The organism is Xylanimonas sp. McL0601 (assembly GCF_049852175.1).
Classification (GTDB): domain Bacteria; phylum Actinomycetota; class Actinomycetes; order Actinomycetales; family Cellulomonadaceae; genus Xylanimonas.
On the sequence record NZ_CP187527.1, the window covers coordinates 1,414,274 to 1,429,625 of the forward strand.

Annotated in this window: 19 protein-coding genes; 13 read left to right on the forward strand and 6 right to left on the reverse strand. The window is 75.2% G+C overall.

Features of this window, described 5'->3' with window-relative positions; all coding sequences use genetic code 11:
* The first annotated feature begins 49 nt into the window (after window positions 1–49).
* Window positions 50–1,207, forward strand: a complete 1,158-nt coding sequence (locus tag ACO4JP_RS06425) for a D-alanine--D-alanine ligase family protein (RefSeq protein WP_425956549.1) — start codon at window positions 50–52, stop codon at window positions 1,205–1,207.
* Between the two features lie 10 nt (window positions 1,208–1,217).
* Here ACO4JP_RS06425 and ACO4JP_RS06430 read toward each other — a convergent pair whose 3' ends face one another.
* Entirely contained in the window at window positions 1,218–1,631 is a 414-nt protein-coding gene (locus ACO4JP_RS06430; RefSeq protein WP_425956550.1) for a VOC family protein, read from the reverse strand.
* A 12-nt stretch (window positions 1,632–1,643) separates the two neighbouring features.
* The gene (locus ACO4JP_RS06435; RefSeq protein ID WP_425956551.1) at window positions 1,644–2,111 is read right to left on the reverse strand and encodes a DUF3515 family protein; all 468 of its coding nucleotides are present in this window, start codon (window positions 2,109–2,111) and stop codon (window positions 1,644–1,646) included.
* A 43-nt stretch (window positions 2,112–2,154) separates the two neighbouring features.
* Between ACO4JP_RS06435 and ACO4JP_RS06440 the strand changes: the two genes are divergently transcribed.
* Window positions 2,155–3,156, forward strand: a complete 1,002-nt coding sequence (locus ACO4JP_RS06440; protein ID WP_425956552.1) for a thiamine-phosphate kinase — start codon at window positions 2,155–2,157, stop codon at window positions 3,154–3,156.
* 6 nt (window positions 3,157–3,162) lie between these two features.
* On the opposite strand, the gene ACO4JP_RS06445 is transcribed toward ACO4JP_RS06440, so the two are convergent.
* Complete coding sequence (locus tag ACO4JP_RS06445) at window positions 3,163–3,546, reverse strand: YciI family protein (RefSeq protein WP_425956553.1); 384 nt, start codon at window positions 3,544–3,546, stop codon at window positions 3,163–3,165.
* Window positions 3,547–3,687: 141 nt separating this feature from the next.
* Here ACO4JP_RS06445 and ACO4JP_RS06450 point away from each other — a divergent pair, with 141 nt between their 5' ends.
* Together ACO4JP_RS06450 and ACO4JP_RS06455 are read left to right on the forward strand one after the other, a co-directional pair.
* A complete protein-coding gene (locus ACO4JP_RS06450; protein WP_425956554.1) occupies window positions 3,688–4,047 on the forward strand; it encodes a YciI family protein in 360 nt (119 codons plus the stop codon).
* Window positions 4,044–5,273 carry an RNA polymerase sigma factor gene (locus ACO4JP_RS06455; RefSeq protein ID WP_425956555.1) on the forward strand — a complete coding sequence of 410 codons (1,230 nt, stop codon included), beginning with the start codon at window positions 4,044–4,046 and terminating at the stop codon, window positions 5,271–5,273. The genes ACO4JP_RS06450 and ACO4JP_RS06455 overlap by 4 nt, the downstream gene beginning before the upstream one ends.
* Here the strand turns inward: ACO4JP_RS06455 and ACO4JP_RS06460 are convergent.
* Together ACO4JP_RS06460 and rpmB are read right to left on the reverse strand one after the other, a co-directional pair.
* The gene (locus tag ACO4JP_RS06460; protein ID WP_425956556.1) at window positions 5,239–5,775 is read right to left on the reverse strand and encodes a GNAT family N-acetyltransferase; all 537 of its coding nucleotides are present in this window, start codon (window positions 5,773–5,775) and stop codon (window positions 5,239–5,241) included. The two genes, ACO4JP_RS06455 and ACO4JP_RS06460, sit on opposite strands and share 35 nt — an antisense overlap.
* Before the next feature lie 140 nt (window positions 5,776–5,915).
* The gene (gene rpmB / locus ACO4JP_RS06465) at window positions 5,916–6,107 is read right to left on the reverse strand and encodes a 50S ribosomal protein L28 (protein ID WP_012879041.1); all 192 of its coding nucleotides are present in this window, start codon (window positions 6,105–6,107) and stop codon (window positions 5,916–5,918) included.
* Window positions 6,108–6,348: 241 nt separating this feature from the next.
* On the opposite strand from rpmB, the gene ACO4JP_RS06470 reads away from it, so the two are divergent.
* From ACO4JP_RS06470 to ACO4JP_RS06485, 4 genes are read left to right on the forward strand one after another with little or no spacing between them, the layout of a single operon-like run.
* Window positions 6,349–7,971 carry a DAK2 domain-containing protein gene (locus tag ACO4JP_RS06470; protein WP_425956557.1) on the forward strand — a complete coding sequence of 541 codons (1,623 nt, stop codon included), beginning with the start codon at window positions 6,349–6,351 and terminating at the stop codon, window positions 7,969–7,971.
* The gene (locus tag ACO4JP_RS06475; RefSeq protein WP_425956558.1) at window positions 7,968–10,202 is read left to right on the forward strand and encodes an ATP-dependent DNA helicase RecG; all 2,235 of its coding nucleotides are present in this window, start codon (window positions 7,968–7,970) and stop codon (window positions 10,200–10,202) included. Before ACO4JP_RS06470 ends, ACO4JP_RS06475 begins: the two co-directional genes overlap by 4 nt.
* The gene (locus ACO4JP_RS06480) at window positions 10,199–11,116 is read left to right on the forward strand and encodes an RNA polymerase subunit sigma-70 (protein ID WP_425956559.1); all 918 of its coding nucleotides are present in this window, start codon (window positions 10,199–10,201) and stop codon (window positions 11,114–11,116) included. Before ACO4JP_RS06475 ends, ACO4JP_RS06480 begins: the two co-directional genes overlap by 4 nt.
* 56 nt (window positions 11,117–11,172) lie before the next feature.
* On the forward strand, window positions 11,173–11,751 hold the full coding sequence (locus ACO4JP_RS06485; RefSeq protein WP_425956560.1) for a dihydrofolate reductase family protein: 579 nt from the start codon (window positions 11,173–11,175) through the stop codon (window positions 11,749–11,751).
* Here the strand turns inward: ACO4JP_RS06485 and ACO4JP_RS06490 are convergent.
* Window positions 11,730–12,671 (reverse strand): S1C family serine protease, encoded by a 942-nt coding sequence (locus ACO4JP_RS06490; RefSeq protein WP_425956561.1) that lies wholly within the window; start codon window positions 12,669–12,671, stop codon window positions 11,730–11,732. The two genes, ACO4JP_RS06485 and ACO4JP_RS06490, sit on opposite strands and share 22 nt — an antisense overlap.
* A gap of 77 nt (window positions 12,672–12,748) precedes the next feature.
* Between ACO4JP_RS06490 and rsmD the strand changes: the two genes are divergently transcribed.
* The 5 genes from rsmD (at window position 12,749) to rpmF (ending at window position 15,351) form a co-directional block, all read left to right on the forward strand.
* Window positions 12,749–13,336 (forward strand): 16S rRNA (guanine(966)-N(2))-methyltransferase RsmD, encoded by a 588-nt coding sequence (rsmD, locus tag ACO4JP_RS06495; RefSeq protein ID WP_425956562.1) that lies wholly within the window; start codon window positions 12,749–12,751, stop codon window positions 13,334–13,336.
* A 56-nt stretch (window positions 13,337–13,392) separates the two neighbouring features.
* The gene (coaD, locus tag ACO4JP_RS06500; RefSeq protein ID WP_425956563.1) at window positions 13,393–13,890 is read left to right on the forward strand and encodes a pantetheine-phosphate adenylyltransferase; all 498 of its coding nucleotides are present in this window, start codon (window positions 13,393–13,395) and stop codon (window positions 13,888–13,890) included.
* Window positions 13,887–14,447, forward strand: a complete 561-nt coding sequence (locus tag ACO4JP_RS06505; protein ID WP_425956564.1) for a hypothetical protein — start codon at window positions 13,887–13,889, stop codon at window positions 14,445–14,447. The genes coaD and ACO4JP_RS06505 overlap by 4 nt, the downstream gene beginning before the upstream one ends.
* Before the next feature lie 152 nt (window positions 14,448–14,599).
* Window positions 14,600–15,154 carry a YceD family protein gene (locus ACO4JP_RS06510; protein ID WP_425956565.1) on the forward strand — a complete coding sequence of 185 codons (555 nt, stop codon included), beginning with the start codon at window positions 14,600–14,602 and terminating at the stop codon, window positions 15,152–15,154.
* 2 nt (window positions 15,155–15,156) lie between these two features.
* Complete coding sequence (gene rpmF, locus ACO4JP_RS06515; RefSeq protein WP_425956566.1) at window positions 15,157–15,351, forward strand: 50S ribosomal protein L32; 195 nt, start codon at window positions 15,157–15,159, stop codon at window positions 15,349–15,351.
* Window position 15,352: the final 1 nt, after the last annotated feature.

Genomic DNA, 15,352 nt, shown 5'->3' on the forward strand with positions numbered 1-15,352 from the left:
GAACACGGGCTCGCCTGCCCGGGACGACGGTCCGGTAGGGTCGCCCTCGATGTCCGAGCACCCCGCCCCCTCCACGTCCGTCGACGCCGCCGCGGCTCGCCGCACCCGCGTCGCCCTCCTCTTCGGCGGGCGCTCGGGCGAGCACGCCATCTCCGCCGCCACCGCGGCCGGGGTGCTGCGCGCGATCGACCGCACCAAGTACGACGTCGTCCCCGTGGGCATCACGCGCGACGGTCGCTGGGTGGTCGCCGCGGACGAGCCCGAGCGCTGGGAGATCGCCGCCGGCCGCCTCCCCGAGGTGACGGCTGAGGACGGCTCCGAGGTCGTGCTCTCGCTGACCGTGGGAGAGCAGACCCTCCGGGTGCTCGAGCCGGGCGAGGTGCCTTCCGTCCTCAGCGAGGTCGACGTCGTCTTCCCGCTGCTGCACGGCCCGTTCGGCGAGGACGGCACGGTGCAGGGCCTGCTGGAGCTCGCGGACGTCCGCTACGTCGGCGCGGGGGTGCTCGCCTCCGCGGTGGGCATGGACAAGCACTTCATGAAGCTGGTGCTCGAGGGCCAGGGCATCCCCGTCGGCCCGTACACCGTCATCCCGGCGCGCGACTGGGACGCCCGCCGCGAGGAGTGCATCGCCGCGGTCGCGAACCTCGGGCTGCCGCTGTTCGTCAAGCCCGCGCGCGCCGGCTCCTCGCTCGGCATCACGCGCGTCGACGACCTCGCCGACTTGCCGGCCGCGGTCGCGGAGGCCCAGCGGCACGACCCCAAGGTGATCGTCGAGCAGGGCATCGACGGCCGCGAGATCGAGTGCGCAGTGCTCGGCGGCCGCGACGGCAGCGCCGCACGTGCCTCGCTGCCGGGGGAGATCGTCGTCGACCACGACGCCCACAGCTTCTACGACTTCGAGGCCAAGTACCTCGACGAGTCCCACGTCGAGCTGCGCTGCCCCGCCGACCTGCCGGACAAGATGGTCGCGCAGGTCCGCTCGCTCGCGGTCCGGACGTTCGACGCCGTCGGCGCCGAGGGCCTGTCGCGCGTCGACGTGTTCGTCACGCCCGACGAGCGGGTCATCGTCAACGAGATCAACACCATGCCCGGGTTCACGCCGTTCTCCATGTACCCGCGGATGTGGGCGGCGTCAGGCATCGCCTACCCCGAGCTGGTCGACGAGCTCATCCAGCTCGCGCTCGAGCGCCCGACCGGGCTGCGCTGAGCCGGCGCCCTCAGGGCACCATCGTCTCGCCGATCGGGCCCGGGTTCATCGCGATCTCCCACCGGAACCCGTCGGGGTCCGCGAAGTAGCCCGAGTAGCCACCCCACTCCCGTTCGACGGCGTCGCTCACGATCACGGCGCCCGCGCTGCGCGCGAGCTCGAGCGCCGCGTCGACCTCCGCGCGCGTGCGCAGGTTGTGCGCGAGGGTCATCGGCGGCGTGCCGCCGCGTGTCACCGGGCCGAGCTCCGCGCGGGAGTGCTGCTCGTCCCACAGCGAGAGCAGCGTGTGCTGCGCGACGCGGAACATCAGCACCTCGCCCGGGGCCTCGAGCTCGGGCACCCAGCCGAGGCCGTCGACGTAGAAGCGGCGGGAGGCAGCGATGTCGGTGACGACCAGCGTGACCAGCGAGACGTGTTGGTCCATGCGGCCAGTCTCTTACGAGCAGGTCTTCGTCGCCTCCACGTGGCCCACGGCCTGCGCAAGGTCCCCGATGAACGACGTCGAGTGCTCCTTCGTCACGGCGGGCGGCACCGTCACCTCGACCGCCGGGTCGCGCCCGAACGTCGTGAACCGCCACGTGCCGTCGTCGCTCGCCTGGACGATCCAGTCCACCGTGCCGCTGGTCGACTCGACCTGCTGGCAGTCCGCCGACGGGCCGGGCGGCGTCACACCGCAGCGCAGCGTCACGGCGGCCCCGCCCGTGCCCCAGGCCGCGGTCGCCTGGGCGGCGGTCCGGGCCTTCTCGAGGTCGCCCGCCAGCACGTCCGGGAGCGCGAGCATCACCGGGGCGCACGCCGGGTTGGCGGCGTCGGGCGCGGCCTGGACGGCGATGGTGGGCGCGCACGCTCCCAGGGCGGGGACCAGGGCGACGACGAGCAGCACGGGAAGGGCACGGCGGAGCACGCGCCCACCGTACCGGCGGCCGGACCCCCGTTAGGGTCGTCGCGTGACACTGCTCGTGCGCGATCTCGACGAGACCGCCCTGCTCGCCCGCATCTTCCCGCTGCTCCCCGCCGGCGCCGCGACCCTGGTCGGTCCCGGTGACGACGCGGCCGTCGTCGCCGCCCCGGACGGGCGCTACGTCGTCTCCACCGACGTGCTCGTCGAGGACCTCCACTTCCGCCGCCGCTGGTCCACGGGGTACGACGTCGGGGTGCGGGCCGCCGCGCAGAACCTGGCCGACGTCGCCGCGATGGGCGGCCGGCCCACGGCGCTGGTCGTGGCGCTCGCGATCCCTGGCGACCTCGAGGTCGCGTGGGTCGAGGGGCTCGCGCGCGGCCTGGCCGACGCGTGCTCGCACGCCGGGGCGGCCGTCGTCGGCGGGGACCTCTCGGGTGCGGGGGTCGTGATGGTCTCGGTCGCCGTGCACGGCGACCTCGGCGGGGCCGCCCCGGTACTGCGCTCGGGCGCGCGGCCCGGCGACGTCGTCGCGCACGCGGGGGTGCGCGGGTGGTCCGCGGCCGGGCTCGCGCTCCTCGAGGCGGGCAAGGCCCGACCCGAGGACGGCGCCCTTGGCGCTGCGGGCCCGCTCGCACGCTATGTCGCCGGCTACCTGCGCCCGGCGCCGCCGCTCGACGGCGGACCCGCCGCCGTGGCGGCGGGCGTGACGGCGATGCTCGACGTCTCGGACGGCCTGCTGCGCGACGCCGGCCGGATCGCGCGGGCGAGCGGCGTCGTCGTCGACCTGGACGCCGTGGCCCTGGCGCCGTACGCGGCGGACCTCGGGGCCGCCGTCGCCGCGCTGGGGCGCGACGACGACGACGCCCTCGGGTGGGTCCTGTCCGGCGGCGAGGACCACGGCCTGCTCGCCACCTTCCCGCCGGACGCCGCGCTGCCCGCCGGGTTCACGCGCATCGGGTCGGTGCGCGCCGCGGACGGCTCGCCTCGCGTCACGGTCGACGGCCTGGCGCCCGACGTCGGGCCCGGCTGGGACCACTTCCGGTCCTGACGGGGCTCAGGAGGGCCACACGTAGGCCGGGCGCAGCTCGATCGTGTCACCGGGGCCCGCGAACTGTCGCGCGACCTCGTGCGCCCGCTCAGGCGTCGCGACGTCGAGCAGGAAGAACCCTGCGAGGTGCTCCGCCGCCTCGGTGTACGGTCCGTCGGTCGTCGCGGGTGCGCCGTCGGACCAGCGCCACAGCGTCGACGACGCGGGCTCGGCCAGCGCCTCGGCCGCGACGAGCTCGTCCCGGGCCGACAGCTCCGAGAGGAAGGCCTCGAACGCGGCGCCGTCGGCGGCCCGCCTGTCGGCGGGCACCCCGCGGCCCTCGGCGGTGAAGTCGATCGTGGGGTGGCCCCACGGCTGCGGGTTCGAGTGGATGAGCACGACGTACCTCATGACGACCTCCTGCGGTCGGTTCGGGTCGGGTCTGACACCTCGATGACGCACACGCTGGACCCGATTCGACACGATGTCGAACCGGGTTCGTGCCGTACGTCACCCCCGGTGACAGACTCACCACGGACGAGGGAGACCGCCATGACCACCTACGTCGTGCTCATCCCGGGCAACGAGGACGCCTGGGAGGCCAAGACCCCAGCCGAGATGTCGGCCGTCTTCGCCGCGCACGCCGAGTTCGCGAAGCTGCTGGCGCAGCGCGGCCACACGCTCACGCTCACGTACCCCCTCGAGCACTCGCGCACGGCCCGCACCCTGCGGCGCACGCCGGGCGGCGTCGTCGTCACCGACGGCCCGTACGCGGAGTCCGCCGAGCAGGTCAGCGGGCTCTACGTCGTCGAGTCCGACGACGTCGCCGACCTCGTGGAGTGCGCCCGGGTCATCGCCGCGGTGGAGGACGGCGTCGAGGTGCGGGTCGCGGGGGACCCGGACCAGCTGTGACGTCATCCCTCGAGGACGCGCTGCGCGACGAGTGGGGCCGGCTGCTGGCCCTGCTCGTCGCGCAGTTCCGCCGTCTCGACCTGGCCGAGGAGGGCCTGGCCGACGCGTTCGAGGCCGCGGCACGCACGTGGCCGGCGTCAGGGGCGCCCGACAACCCGCCCGCGTGGCTGCTCACCGCGGCGCGACGCCGCATCCTCGACGTCCGCCGCCGCGAGGCGACGCTCGCCCGGCGGATGCCGCTGCTGGAGGTCGACGCCCGCGTGGCCGAGGGCGCGCAGCACGTGATGGTCGACGCCGGCGAGGCCGTCACGGACGAGCGGCTGCGGCTCGTGCTGCTGTGCGCGCACCCGGCCGTGTCGCGCGAGGCCGCCGCCGCGCTGACCCTGCGGCTGGTGCTCGGTGTGAGCACCGAGGACATCGCGCGGCTGTTCCTGCAGCAGACGACGACGATGGCCGCTCGCCTCACCCGCGCCAAGCAGCGCCTGGCGGGGGAGCGGTTCGAGGTGCCGGGAGCCGGCGAGCTGCCCGGTCGCGTGGCGCGCGTCGCCGACGTCGCCTACCTCGCGTTCACGGCCGGGTACGCGCCCGGCTCCGGGCCCGACGTCGTGCGCGCGGAGCTGGCCGGGGAGGCGATCCGGCTGGTGCGGGTGCTGCGGGACGTGCTCGGGGCGCCGGGCCGCCCGGTGGACCCGGAGCTCGACGCGCTCCTCGCGCTCATGCTCCTCCAGCACTCGCGGCGAGACGCCCGCGTGCGCGACGGCGAGGTGGTGCTTCTCCCCGACCAGGACCGCACGCTGTGGCGCGCCGGGGAGATCCGCGAGGCGCTTGCGCTGCTGACCCCGCTGGTCGGTGCGCCGCCGGCGCCCTACCTGCTGCAGGCGCTCATCGCGGCGGAGCACGCGGTGGCGCCGTCGTCGGAGGCGACGGCGTGGGACCGGGTCGTGGCCCGGTACGACGAGCTGCTCGCGCTCGGCGACTCACCCGTGGTGCGCCTCAACCGGGCCGTCGCCGTCGCCGAGCGCGACGGCGCGGAGGCGGGCCTGGAGGCGCTCGACGGCGTCGCGCTGCGCGGGCACCGGCTGCCGGCCGTCCGGGGGGAGCTGCTCGCCCGGGCCGGGCGGGCCGACGAGGCGCGCGAGGCGTTCGACTGCGCGATCGCGCTGTGCGGCAACGACGCCGAGCGGGAACTTCTCAGGCGGCGGCGCGGCGGTAACGGAGCTCCGTGAGCGGCACGCCGCCGATCTCGTCGATCCGCTCCACGCCGTCGGGGTGGAAGCCGTGACGGCGGTAGAAGTGCCGGGCACGCTCGTTGCCCTCCAGCACCCACAGGGTCATCGCGGCGCTGGCCGGGATCTCGGCCAGGACCGTGCGCATGAGCTCGCGCGCGACGCCCTTGCCCCACGCGTCGGGCTCGAGGTACATGGCGTAGAGCTCGCGGGTGCCCGGCTCGGCGTCCTCGTCGGCGGACAGGCCGAAGCTCGCGAACCCCAGGGTGTGACCGCCCAGCTCGGCCACGAGCACGTGGCCCTCCGTCGGCGACCCGCCCTTGGTGCCGAGCACCGACGCCCATTGGTTCACCCGCATCGCGGGGTCCAGGTCCGCCAGGTACGCGGCGGGCAGCAGGCCCGCGTAGGCGCCCTGCCAGGACGTCACGTGCACCTGCGCGATGTGCAGCGCGTCGTCGGGTGTGGCCGGGCGGATGGTCACGCCTTCGAGGTCCACCGTCATGCCGTCAAGGGTGCCACCGGAGCGCCCGATTCCCCAGAGTGTTTGGTAGATCCTTCACGAATTCTTGGCAATCACCGAGGTTCGGCGGACGCACGAAAGAGCCCGTCGGGATCGACCCGACGGGCTCTCGCTGGCGCGGCTCAGACGGCGCGCGTGACCTTGCCGGCCTTGAGGCACGACGTGCACACGTTCACGCGCTTCGGCGTGCCCGCGACAACGGCGCGCACACGCTGGATGTTCGGGTTCCAGCGGCGCTTCGTGCGGATGTGAGAGTGCGAGATGCTGTGCCCGAAGCCCGGGCCCTTGCCGCAGACGTCGCAGTTGGCAGCCACGGTGTCTCCTGTGGGTCGTGCACGCGGGCCACTGCGCGGGTTCCGCGCAGCACCGACGTGGTGGTGGAAAGAGGTTCTGGGGGCCCAGCTGACGCTGGGCAACCACGACAGGATACCCGACCGCGAAGGCCGGTTCCAACGTGGGCTCGATCACCGGGAAGCCTGGGGGAACCTGCCCGGTGTTCCCGGCTGACAAGGTTACCGTGGTGGCCGACCCGTCCCGACGACCGAGGAGCTCTCCGTGCCGGACGCCGACGCGCCCGTGACCGACGTCGTCGACGCCGTCGTCGTGCGCTCCTGGGCGCGGCTCGCCGCCGGGGCGCTCGGGCGTGAGCGCGCCGCGATCGACCAGGTGAACGTGTTCCCCGTGGCCGACGGCGACACCGGCACCAACATGCACCTCACCGCCCGCGAGGGCGCGCGCGCCGTCGCGGCGGCCCCTGACGACGCCGGCGCCGCCGCGCTGCTGCGGCGGTTCGCGCGCGGGGCGCTGCTCGGCGCGCGGGGCAACTCCGGCGTCATCCTGTCCGAGTGGCTGCGGGGCGTCGCGATCGCGGCGACGCGGGGCGACACCGTCGCCCGCGCGCTCGACGTCGCGGCCGGGTCCGCGCGCTCCGCCGTCGCGCACCCCGAGCACGGCACCATCCTCACCGCGGCCGACGTCGCCGCGGCGGCCGCGCACGACGTCGCGGCCCGGGCCGGCGCCACGGCCGACGACGTGCTCGAGGCCGCGGTGCGCGGGGCGCGCGAGGCCGCGCTCTCCTCGGTCGCCGTGCTCGCCCCGCTCGCGCGGGCGGGGGTGCTCGACTCGGGCGCGTGCGGACTGGTGCTCGTGCTCGACGCCCTGCGCGTGGCGCGGCGGTTCGCGCGGGACCTCGGGGCGTCCGAGCCGGACGTGTCGGTGGCGACGACGACGATGCTGAACGTGGTGCCCGTGACGCTCGGCCTGGACCTGACCGGTCACGACGCGGTCGCGCCCGCCGACCCGTTCCACGACCACGCCGAGCACTCCGACGCCGACGAGCTCGAGGTCATGTTCGTGCTGCGGCGCCCCGCGGGGGCGCACGAGTTTGCGCCCGGCGGCGTGGCGGAGGCCCTCCGCTCGGACCTGGCGACCGTGGGCGGCTCCGTCGTCGTCGTGGGGGGCAGCGACCTCGGGACGGACGAGGACTCCGCCTGGCAGGCCCACGTGCACACGCCCGACCTGGGTGCGGCGCTCGCCGTCACGCGGCGGTGGGCCGGGCGCGGCCGGGTCGAGCCGGCGCATGTCCGGCACCTCGCCGTGCCGGACAGCAGCCTCACGGTGGTCGCCGCGACCGCGGCACCGGCGCTCGCAGCCGAGCTCGCGCGGGCCGGGGCCATGGTGCTCGTGCCCGTGCCGCCCGTGGGGGTCGCCGCGCGGGACCTCGCGCTCGCTGCGCTCGGCGCCGGTGCGCGCACCGCGCTCGTGCTGAGCCCGGCGGCGGACGCCGTGCGCAGCGCCGTCGCGCGCCTGGCGGAGGAGCACGAGGACGGTGCGTCCGGCGACGTCGTCGCGCTCGACGCGCCCACCGACGTGCACGTGGCAGTCGTCGTGGCGGCGCTGGCCGCGGCCGCCGACGACCCGGAGGCCGACGTCGTCGACGCCGTGCGCGGCGCGCTCGGTGGGCTGCAGGCCGCCACGACGGACGCCGCCGACGCCGTCGGCGCGCTGCGGGGGCTGCTCGAAGGAGGCGGGGACGTGGTGACGGTGCTTGCCGACGACGGCGTGCCGGAGACGGTCGCCAAGGAGCTCGACGCCATGGCCGCCGAGAGCGGGGCCGAGTGCGTGCTGCTGCGGACCGGCCGGGCCGGGACGGGTGTGGCCCTCGGGGTCGAGGGATGAGCGCGGCGCTGGGGCGGCTGCACGAGCCGCTGAACCGGCTGCTCGGCACGCGCACGGCGAACGCGCTGGTCAAGCTGGGGATCGTCACCGTCGACGACCTGCTGCGCCACTACCCGCGGCGCTACGCAGACCCTGGCCAGCTCACGGACATCGGCAGCCTGCAGCTCGGCGAGCACGTCTCGGTGCTCGCACGCGTCGAGAAGGCCACCATGCGGCCGTACGCGAACCGCGGCGGCGCGCGGCTCGAGGCCGTGGTCACCGACGGTCGCCACCCGCTGGTGCTGACCTTCTTCGCCAAGCACGCGGGCGCGCTGCGCTACCACGAGCAGCGGCTGCGGCCGGATGCGTCGGGCGTGTTCAGCGGCGTCGTCGGCGAGTTCCAGGGCAAGCGCCAGCTGACGCACCCGGACTACCTCATGGTGGGCGCCGAGGTCGACGACGACGAGGCCGCGCTCTACGAGGCGAGCCTGCCGATCCCGATCTACCCGGCCACGGCGTCGATGCCGACCTGGAAGCTGCAGCGGTGCGTGCGGACCGTGCTGGACACGCTGGCGGAGGACGACGTCCCCGACCCGGCGCCCTCCGAGGTGCGGGCGCGCGCGGGGCTGCCGACGCGGTTCGAGGCGCTGCGGCTGGTGCACAAGCCGGAGTCCGCGGCCGACCACGGCCGCGGCCGTCACCGTCTGCGGTTCGAGGAGGCGTTCGTACTGCAGGCCGCGCTCGCGCAGCGGCGCGCACGGGCGGCGGAGGAGGACGCGACCGCACGCCCCTCGCGCTCCGGTGGGCTGCTCGAGCGGTTCGACGCCGCGCTGCCGTTCACCCTCACGGAGGGGCAGGTGTCCGTGGGGGCGGAGCTCGCGCACGACCTCGCCCGGCCGCGGCCCATGCAGCGGTTGCTGCAGGGCGAGGTCGGCTCCGGCAAGACGGTCGTGGCCCTGCGCGCGATGCTGCAGGTGATCGACGCCGGCGGGCAGGCCGCGCTGCTCGCGCCCACCGAGGTGCTCGCGGCCCAGCACGCCCGCACGCTGCGCACGCTGCTCGGGCCGCTCGCCGAGGGCGGGCTGCTCGGCGGGGCCGCCGACGGCACCCGCGTGGCGCTTCTGACCGGGTCGCTCGGGGCCGCCGCGCGCAAGGCGGCGCTGCTGCAGGCCGCGAGCGGGGAGGCCGGGATCGTCGTCGGCACGCACGCGCTCTTGGGCGAGCACGTGCAGTTCGCCGACCTCGGCCTCGTCGTCGTCGACGAGCAGCACCGGTTCGGCGTCGAGCAGCGGGACGCGCTGCGCGCCAAGGGGCGCGTCGCCCCCCACCTGCTCGTCATGACGGCGACCCCCATCCCGCGGACCGTGGCCATGACGGTGTTCGGCGACCTCGAGGTGTCGACGCTGACGCAGGTACCGGCGGGGCGGTCGGGCATCCAGACCGTCGTCGTCCCCGCGGCCAACCCGCGGTGGATGGAGCGCGCCTGGCAGCGCGTGCGCGAGGAGGTCGACGCCGGGCACCGCGCGTACGTCGTCTGCCCGCGCATCCACCCTGACGACGACATCGCCGGCCCGCCGGAGTCCGAGCTCGACGACGCGGACCTCGTCCCCGCGGGCGGGGAGGGGGCCGACCGGGCACCCTTGCGGGCCGTGCTCGAGGTCGTCGAGATGCTGCGGGCGACGCCGGCGCTCGCCGGCCTGCAGGTCGACGTGCTCCACGGGCAGATGGCACCGGTGGACAAGGACGCCGCCATGGCCCGCTTCGCGTCCGGGGCGTCCCAGGTGCTCGTGTCGACGACGGTGATCGAGGTGGGCGTCGACGTGCCCGAGGCCACGGTCATGGTGGTGTTCGACTCGGACCGGTTCGGGCTCTCGCAGCTGCACCAGCTGCGCGGGCGCGTCGGCCGCGGGTCGGCCCCCGGCCTGTGCCTGCTCGTCTCGACGGCGGAGCCCGGCACGCCGGCAGCCGCACGTGTCGAGGCGCTCGCCGAGACCACCGACGGGTTCCGGCTCGCGCAGCTCGACCTCGAGCTGCGCGCCGAGGGCGACGTGCTGGGCGCCGCCCAGTCCGGGCGGACCAGCGGGCTGCGCCTGCTCCGCGTCGTCAAGGACGCCGAGCTCATCGAGGAGGCGCGCCGGGAGTCGGCGGGTGTGGTCGCCGTCGACCCCGGGCTGCTCGAGCACCCGGCGCTCGCGGCGGCCATCGCGGCGCAGCTCGACCCCGACCAGGAGGAGTTCCTGGAGCGGGCATGAACGCGGACCTGGACCTCGAGCCGCACCGCGGCGAGCTGGTGGCGTACTGCTACCGGATGCTCGGGAGCGTCCACGACGCGGAGGACCTGGTGCAGGAGACGCTGCTGCGCGCCTGGCGTGCCCGCGACAGGTACGACCCGGAGCGGGCCTCGGTGCGCACGTGGCTGTACCGGATCGCGACCAACGTCTGCCTGACCGCCCTCGAGCAGCGGGCGCGCCGACCGCTGCCGTCAGGGCTCGGGGCGCCGAGCACGGACCCCGAGACGCCGCTCGTCCCGGCGCCGGAGGTCCCGTGGCTCGAGCCGTTCCCTGACGCCAGGTACGACGCCGACGTGCGCGGCGACGTCCGGCTCGCCCTCGTGGCCGCTCTTCAGCTGCTGCCGGCACGGCAGCGCGCGGCACTGGTGCTGCGCGACGTGCTGTCGTTCAGCGCCGCCGAGACGGCCGACCAGCTCGGCGCCTCGGTGGCGTCCGTGAACAGCGCGCTCCAGCGCGCGCGGGCCGCGCTCGCCGAGGGCGCCGACGCGGTCGAGGTCACCGAACCCGGTGACCCGCAGGCCCGCGTCGCCGTCGAGCGCTACGTGGAGGCGTTCGCGGCCGCCGACGTGCCCGCGATCGTGCGGCTGCTGACCGACGACGTCGTCATGGAGATGCCGCCCGTGCCGCTCTGGTACCGGGGCGTTCACGACTACGCACGCGTCCTGGAGCGCGTCTTCCGCAACCGCGGCATCGGCTGGGCGACCCGGGTGGTCGAGGCGAACGGGCAGGCGGCGTTCGTGGCGTACGCGCCCGGTCCCGACGGCCCGTGGCCCCACTCGGTGCAGGTCCTGTCGGTGCGCGGCGGGCGGGTCGCGCGCACCGTCGTGTTCGCCGACCCCGCCGTCGTCCAGCTCTTCCTGCCGCGATCGCGATGAGTTCCGGCGCCGCCGCCGGTACGTACGGGTGACCCTTCCCGACAAAGGAGCAACCCATGAGCGTCATCGTGATCCAGTTCATCAGCGTCGACGGGATCGTCACCGACCCGGACGGCACCGACGGCACGCCGACCGGCGGCTGGGCGTTCCGCCACGGCCGCGAGACGGTCGCGGGCGACAAGTTCCGGCTCGGGACGGCGCTCGACGACGGAGCCCTGCTGCTCGGCCGGCGCACCTGGGAGCACTTCGCCGGGCTCTGGCCGTACCGCGACGACCCGTTCTCGCAGCGCATGAACGCCGCGTCCAAGCTCGTGGCCTCGCACACGCTCACCGACGTCTCGGCATGGGCGGGCTCGCAGCTGGTGAAGGGTGAGGTCGTCGACGCGGTCCGGCGTGAGCCGCGCGACGTCGTCGTCGCCGGCAGCGTCAGCGTGGTTCGCCAGCTTCAGGACGCCGACCTGGTCGACGAGTACCGGCTGCTCACGTTCCCGACCGTGCTCGGGAGCGGCGAGCGGCTCTTCCCCGAAGGGTTCCCGCGTACCTTCCTCACGACGATCTCGGCCGAGCAGGGCGGCGCCCCCGTGCTCACCTGTTACCGGCGGGATAGCGAGCCTCAGGCGAGCTCGCGCGGGTAGACCACGACGTCGACGAGCGCGCCGTTGCGCCACACGGTGACCTCGGCGCGCCGCCCGATGGCGTCCTCGACCATGGCCTTCTGCAGCGCGGTGACCGAGGCGACCCGCCGCCCGTCGAGCTCGACGACGACGTCGCCGCGGCGCAGCCCGGCTTCGGCGGCGGGGCTGCCGGTCGTGACGTCGGCGACCTGAAGGCCCGTCCTCGCGCCGACCTTGGCCGCGACCGGCGGCGCCAGCGGCACCTGGGCCCCGACGATGCCGAGGAACGCCCGGCGTACCCGCCCGGTGGTCATGAGCTGCGTGACGATCCCGCGCGTCGTCGCGTTGATCGGCACCGCCAGCCCGACGCCGATGCCCGCGACGGCGGTGTTGACGCCGACCATGCGGCCGGTGCTGTCCGCGAGCACGCCGCCGCTGTTGCCCGGGTTGAGCGCGGCGTCGGTCTGGATCACCTCGTCCACGACCCGTCCGTTGCCGGTGGGCAGCGAGCGCCCGAGCGCCGAGACGATCCCGGCCGTCACGCTGCCCGCGAGCCCGAGCGGGTTGCCGAGCGCGACGACGAGCTGGCCGACCCGCAGCCGCGCGGCGTCGCCCAGCTCGACAGGCGGCGGCACGTCGGCGCGCGCGTGCAGCACGGCGAGGTCGGAGAGCGGGTCGCGCCCGACGACGTCGGCGCGCGCGTGCGTGCCGTCGGCGAACGTGGCGTCGGCGACCTCGGCGCCCGCGACGACGTGCGCGGAGGTCAGCATGAAGCCGTCGGCCGTGACGACGCTGGCGGAGCCCGCGCCCGCGCCGCGCGGGAGCATCACGGCAAGGCTCGCGACGCTCGGCAGCACGGCGTCGGCGACGGCGACGACGGCGCGCGAGTAGGCGTCGAGCGCCTCGGCGTCGTCGGGGATGTGCGCGGGATCCACCACCATGTCAGGAGAGCGTCCGGGACGGTCCGCTTGTGCCCGTGTTCGCCGACGGCGCACCGCGCCTGGTTAGGCTCGCCCGCATGACCAGGATCGTGGCGGGCTCCGTCGGCGGCCGCACCCTGCAGGTACCGCCGAAGGGCACGCGGCCCACGAGCGAGCGCACCCGCGAGGCGATCTTCAGCCGGCTCGCGCACTACGGCGTGCTCGACGGCGCCCGCGTGCTCGACCTCTACGCCGGGTCCGGGGCGCTCGGCCTCGAGGCCGCCTCGCGCGGCGCCGCGCACGTCACGCTCGTCGACTCCGCGCGCCGCGCCGTCGAGGTGGCGCGCGGGAACGTCACCGCGCTCGGGCTGGGCGGCGTCGTGCGCGTCGTCGGGGACGACGCGGGGCGGTACGCCGCGGGCCTCGCCGCAGCGCCGGTCGAACCGCTCGACCTCGTGTTCCTCGACCCGCCCTACGACCTCTCGGAGGAGGCGCTTGCGGCGGTCCTCGCCGACCTGGCGTCCCCCGGCGTGCTCGCGGCCGACGCCGTCGTCGTCGTCGAGCGGTCCACCCGCAGCCCCGAGCCGGCGTGGCCTGCGGGGCTCGATCTGCTCGCGCGGAAGGACTACGGCGAGACCGCCGTGTACTACGCCGAGCCTTCCGCCGTCGCCGCCGAGACCGACTGAGCCACACCCGGCCCCGCCTCCACGGCCCGTGCGCGGGCGCCGCTTAGCGTGTGCGGGTGACCACCGCAGTCTGCCCGGGGTCGTTCGACCCCTTCACGCTCGGCCACCTCGACGTCGTGCGCCGCACCCGTGCGCTGTTCGACGTCGTCGTCGTCGGCGTCGCGAAGAACCCCGGCAAGGCCGGGCTGCTGCCGCTCGAGACGCGGGTGGACCTGGTCCGCGCGGCGCTCGCGGCCGACCCGGCGACCGCCGACGTGCGGGCCGAGGTCGTGCCCGGGCTCGTCGTCGACTTCTGCCGCGACCTCGGGGCCGCGGCCATCGTCAAGGGCCTGCGTGGCGGGGCGGACCTCGACGCGGAGACGCCCATGGCGCTCATGAACCGGCACCTGAGCGGTGTCGAGACCGTCTACGTCACCGGCGACCCTGCGCTTTCGCACATCGCGTCGTCGCTGGTCAAGGACATCGCGCGGCACGGAGGCGCGATCGAGGACCTGGTGCCCGACGGCGTGGCCGCCGCGGTCCGGGCGGCACTGGAACAGCGGGAGGAACGATGAACCAGCAGCAGATCGGCGAGCTCTCGCCGTCGGCCCTGATCGACGTCCTGGACGAGCTGGCCGGACTGGTCGAGGGTGCGCGGCCGGTCTTCATGTCGTCCGACGTGCGGGTCGACCGCGACGCCCTCATGGGCCTGGTCAACGAGCTGCGGCACGGGTTGCCGAGCGCCGTCGAGCGCTCCGACGAGCTGCTGCAGCACGCGCAGGCGGAGCTCGAGGACGCACGGCGGTCCGGCGAGGAGATCGTCGCGGCGGCGCGTCAGCGCGCGCTCGAGCTGGTGGAGCAGGAGCAGGTGGTCGCCCAGGCCACGTCGCGGGCGGCAGACATCGTCGCCGAGGCCGAGCAACAGGCCGCGACGCTCCGCTCCAACGCCGACGAGTACTGCGACGGGCGGCTGGCGTCGTTCGACGAGGACCTCGACGCGCTCAAGGCGCAGGTGCGGGCCGGGCGGGCCAGGCTCGCGGAGCGGCTCGAGCCGGGGGCGCGGCGCCCGCGCTGGGACCACGTGCCCGAGCCCGACTGGCCGGCCGACCGGCCGGGCTCGCGCGAGGGCTGAGCAGGGGTGTCGGGCGTCACCACGCGGTGACGTTGGCCGTGCCTGCGCGATGGCATAGACTCGTGCGCTGGCCCTTGTGAGGGCCGCATCCCATCCCAGCACCACACCCTTCACCGGAGCCTGCCATCAGCACCGACCCGCGCTCGCCGCTCGTGCTCGACACGCACGAGCTGTCGCGGCGACCCGGCACGATGCGAGAGTTCGCGCGCGTCGTCCCGGCACCCGCGAACCTGGGTACGGTCGTGATCGGCATCCCCGAGGGGGCGGACCTCGTCGTGGGTCTGCGCCTCGAGTCGGTCATGGAGGGCGTCCTGGTCTCCGGCGTCGTGCGCGGCACGGCGGTCGGCGAGTGTGTGCGGTGCCTGGACCCGGTGACCGAGGAGGTCACCGTGCGGGTCCAGGAGCTGTTCGGCTACCCCGAGCGCTTGCGCGCGGCCGAGGCGGCCGGCGACGACGAGCTCGAGGACGAGGAAGCGGTCCTGGACGGGGAGCTGGCGGACATCGAACCCGCGGTTCGGGATTCCGTCGTCACTGCATTACCATTTCAACCGCTGTGCCGTCCGGACTGCCCCGGCCTGTGCTCCGTGTGCGGAGCTCGCCTCGCGGACGACCCGGACCACACCCATGACGTCGTCGACCCTCGCTGGTCGGCGTTGCAAGCCATGCTCGAGCAGTCGAGCGTGACCGACGAGACGAAAGAGAGCTAGCCGTGGCTGTTCCGAAGCGCAAGATGTCGCGCAGCAACACCCGTGCGCGCCGCTCGCAGTGGAAGACCACCGCGACCGCCCTCGCGACGTGCCCCAACTGCAAGGGACAGAAGCTGTCCCACACGGCGTGCCCGACCTGTGGCACCTACAAGGGCCGTCAGTACGCCGAGGCGCTGCGCACCGAGCACGCGGGCTGAC

What these genes read in the sequence shown, in the direction of transcription:
- rsmD (WP_425956562.1), top strand. Translation starts at nt 12,749, where the DNA reads ATGACCAGGATCGTGGCGGGCTCCGTCGGCGGCCGCACCCTGCAGGTA.
- ACO4JP_RS06475 (WP_425956558.1), top strand. Translation starts at nt 7,968, where the DNA reads ATGAGCGCGGCGCTGGGGCGGCTGCACGAGCCGCTGAACCGGCTGCTC.
- ACO4JP_RS06430 (WP_425956550.1), bottom strand. Translation starts at nt 1,631, where the DNA reads ATGGACCAACACGTCTCGCTGGTCACGCTGGTCGTCACCGACATCGCT.
- ACO4JP_RS06460 (WP_425956556.1), bottom strand. Translation starts at nt 5,775, where the DNA reads ATGACGGTGGACCTCGAAGGCGTGACCATCCGCCCGGCCACACCCGAC.
- ACO4JP_RS06490 (WP_425956561.1), bottom strand. Translation starts at nt 12,671, where the DNA reads ATGGTGGTGGATCCCGCGCACATCCCCGACGACGCCGAGGCGCTCGAC.
- ACO4JP_RS06450 (WP_425956554.1), top strand. Translation starts at nt 3,688, where the DNA reads ATGACCACCTACGTCGTGCTCATCCCGGGCAACGAGGACGCCTGGGAG.
- ACO4JP_RS06505 (WP_425956564.1), top strand. Translation starts at nt 13,887, where the DNA reads ATGAACCAGCAGCAGATCGGCGAGCTCTCGCCGTCGGCCCTGATCGAC.
- ACO4JP_RS06425 (WP_425956549.1), top strand. Translation starts at nt 50, where the DNA reads ATGTCCGAGCACCCCGCCCCCTCCACGTCCGTCGACGCCGCCGCGGCT.
- ACO4JP_RS06445 (WP_425956553.1), bottom strand. Translation starts at nt 3,546, where the DNA reads ATGAGGTACGTCGTGCTCATCCACTCGAACCCGCAGCCGTGGGGCCAC.
- ACO4JP_RS06480 (WP_425956559.1), top strand. Translation starts at nt 10,199, where the DNA reads ATGAACGCGGACCTGGACCTCGAGCCGCACCGCGGCGAGCTGGTGGCG.
- ACO4JP_RS06485 (WP_425956560.1), top strand. Translation starts at nt 11,173, where the DNA reads ATGAGCGTCATCGTGATCCAGTTCATCAGCGTCGACGGGATCGTCACC.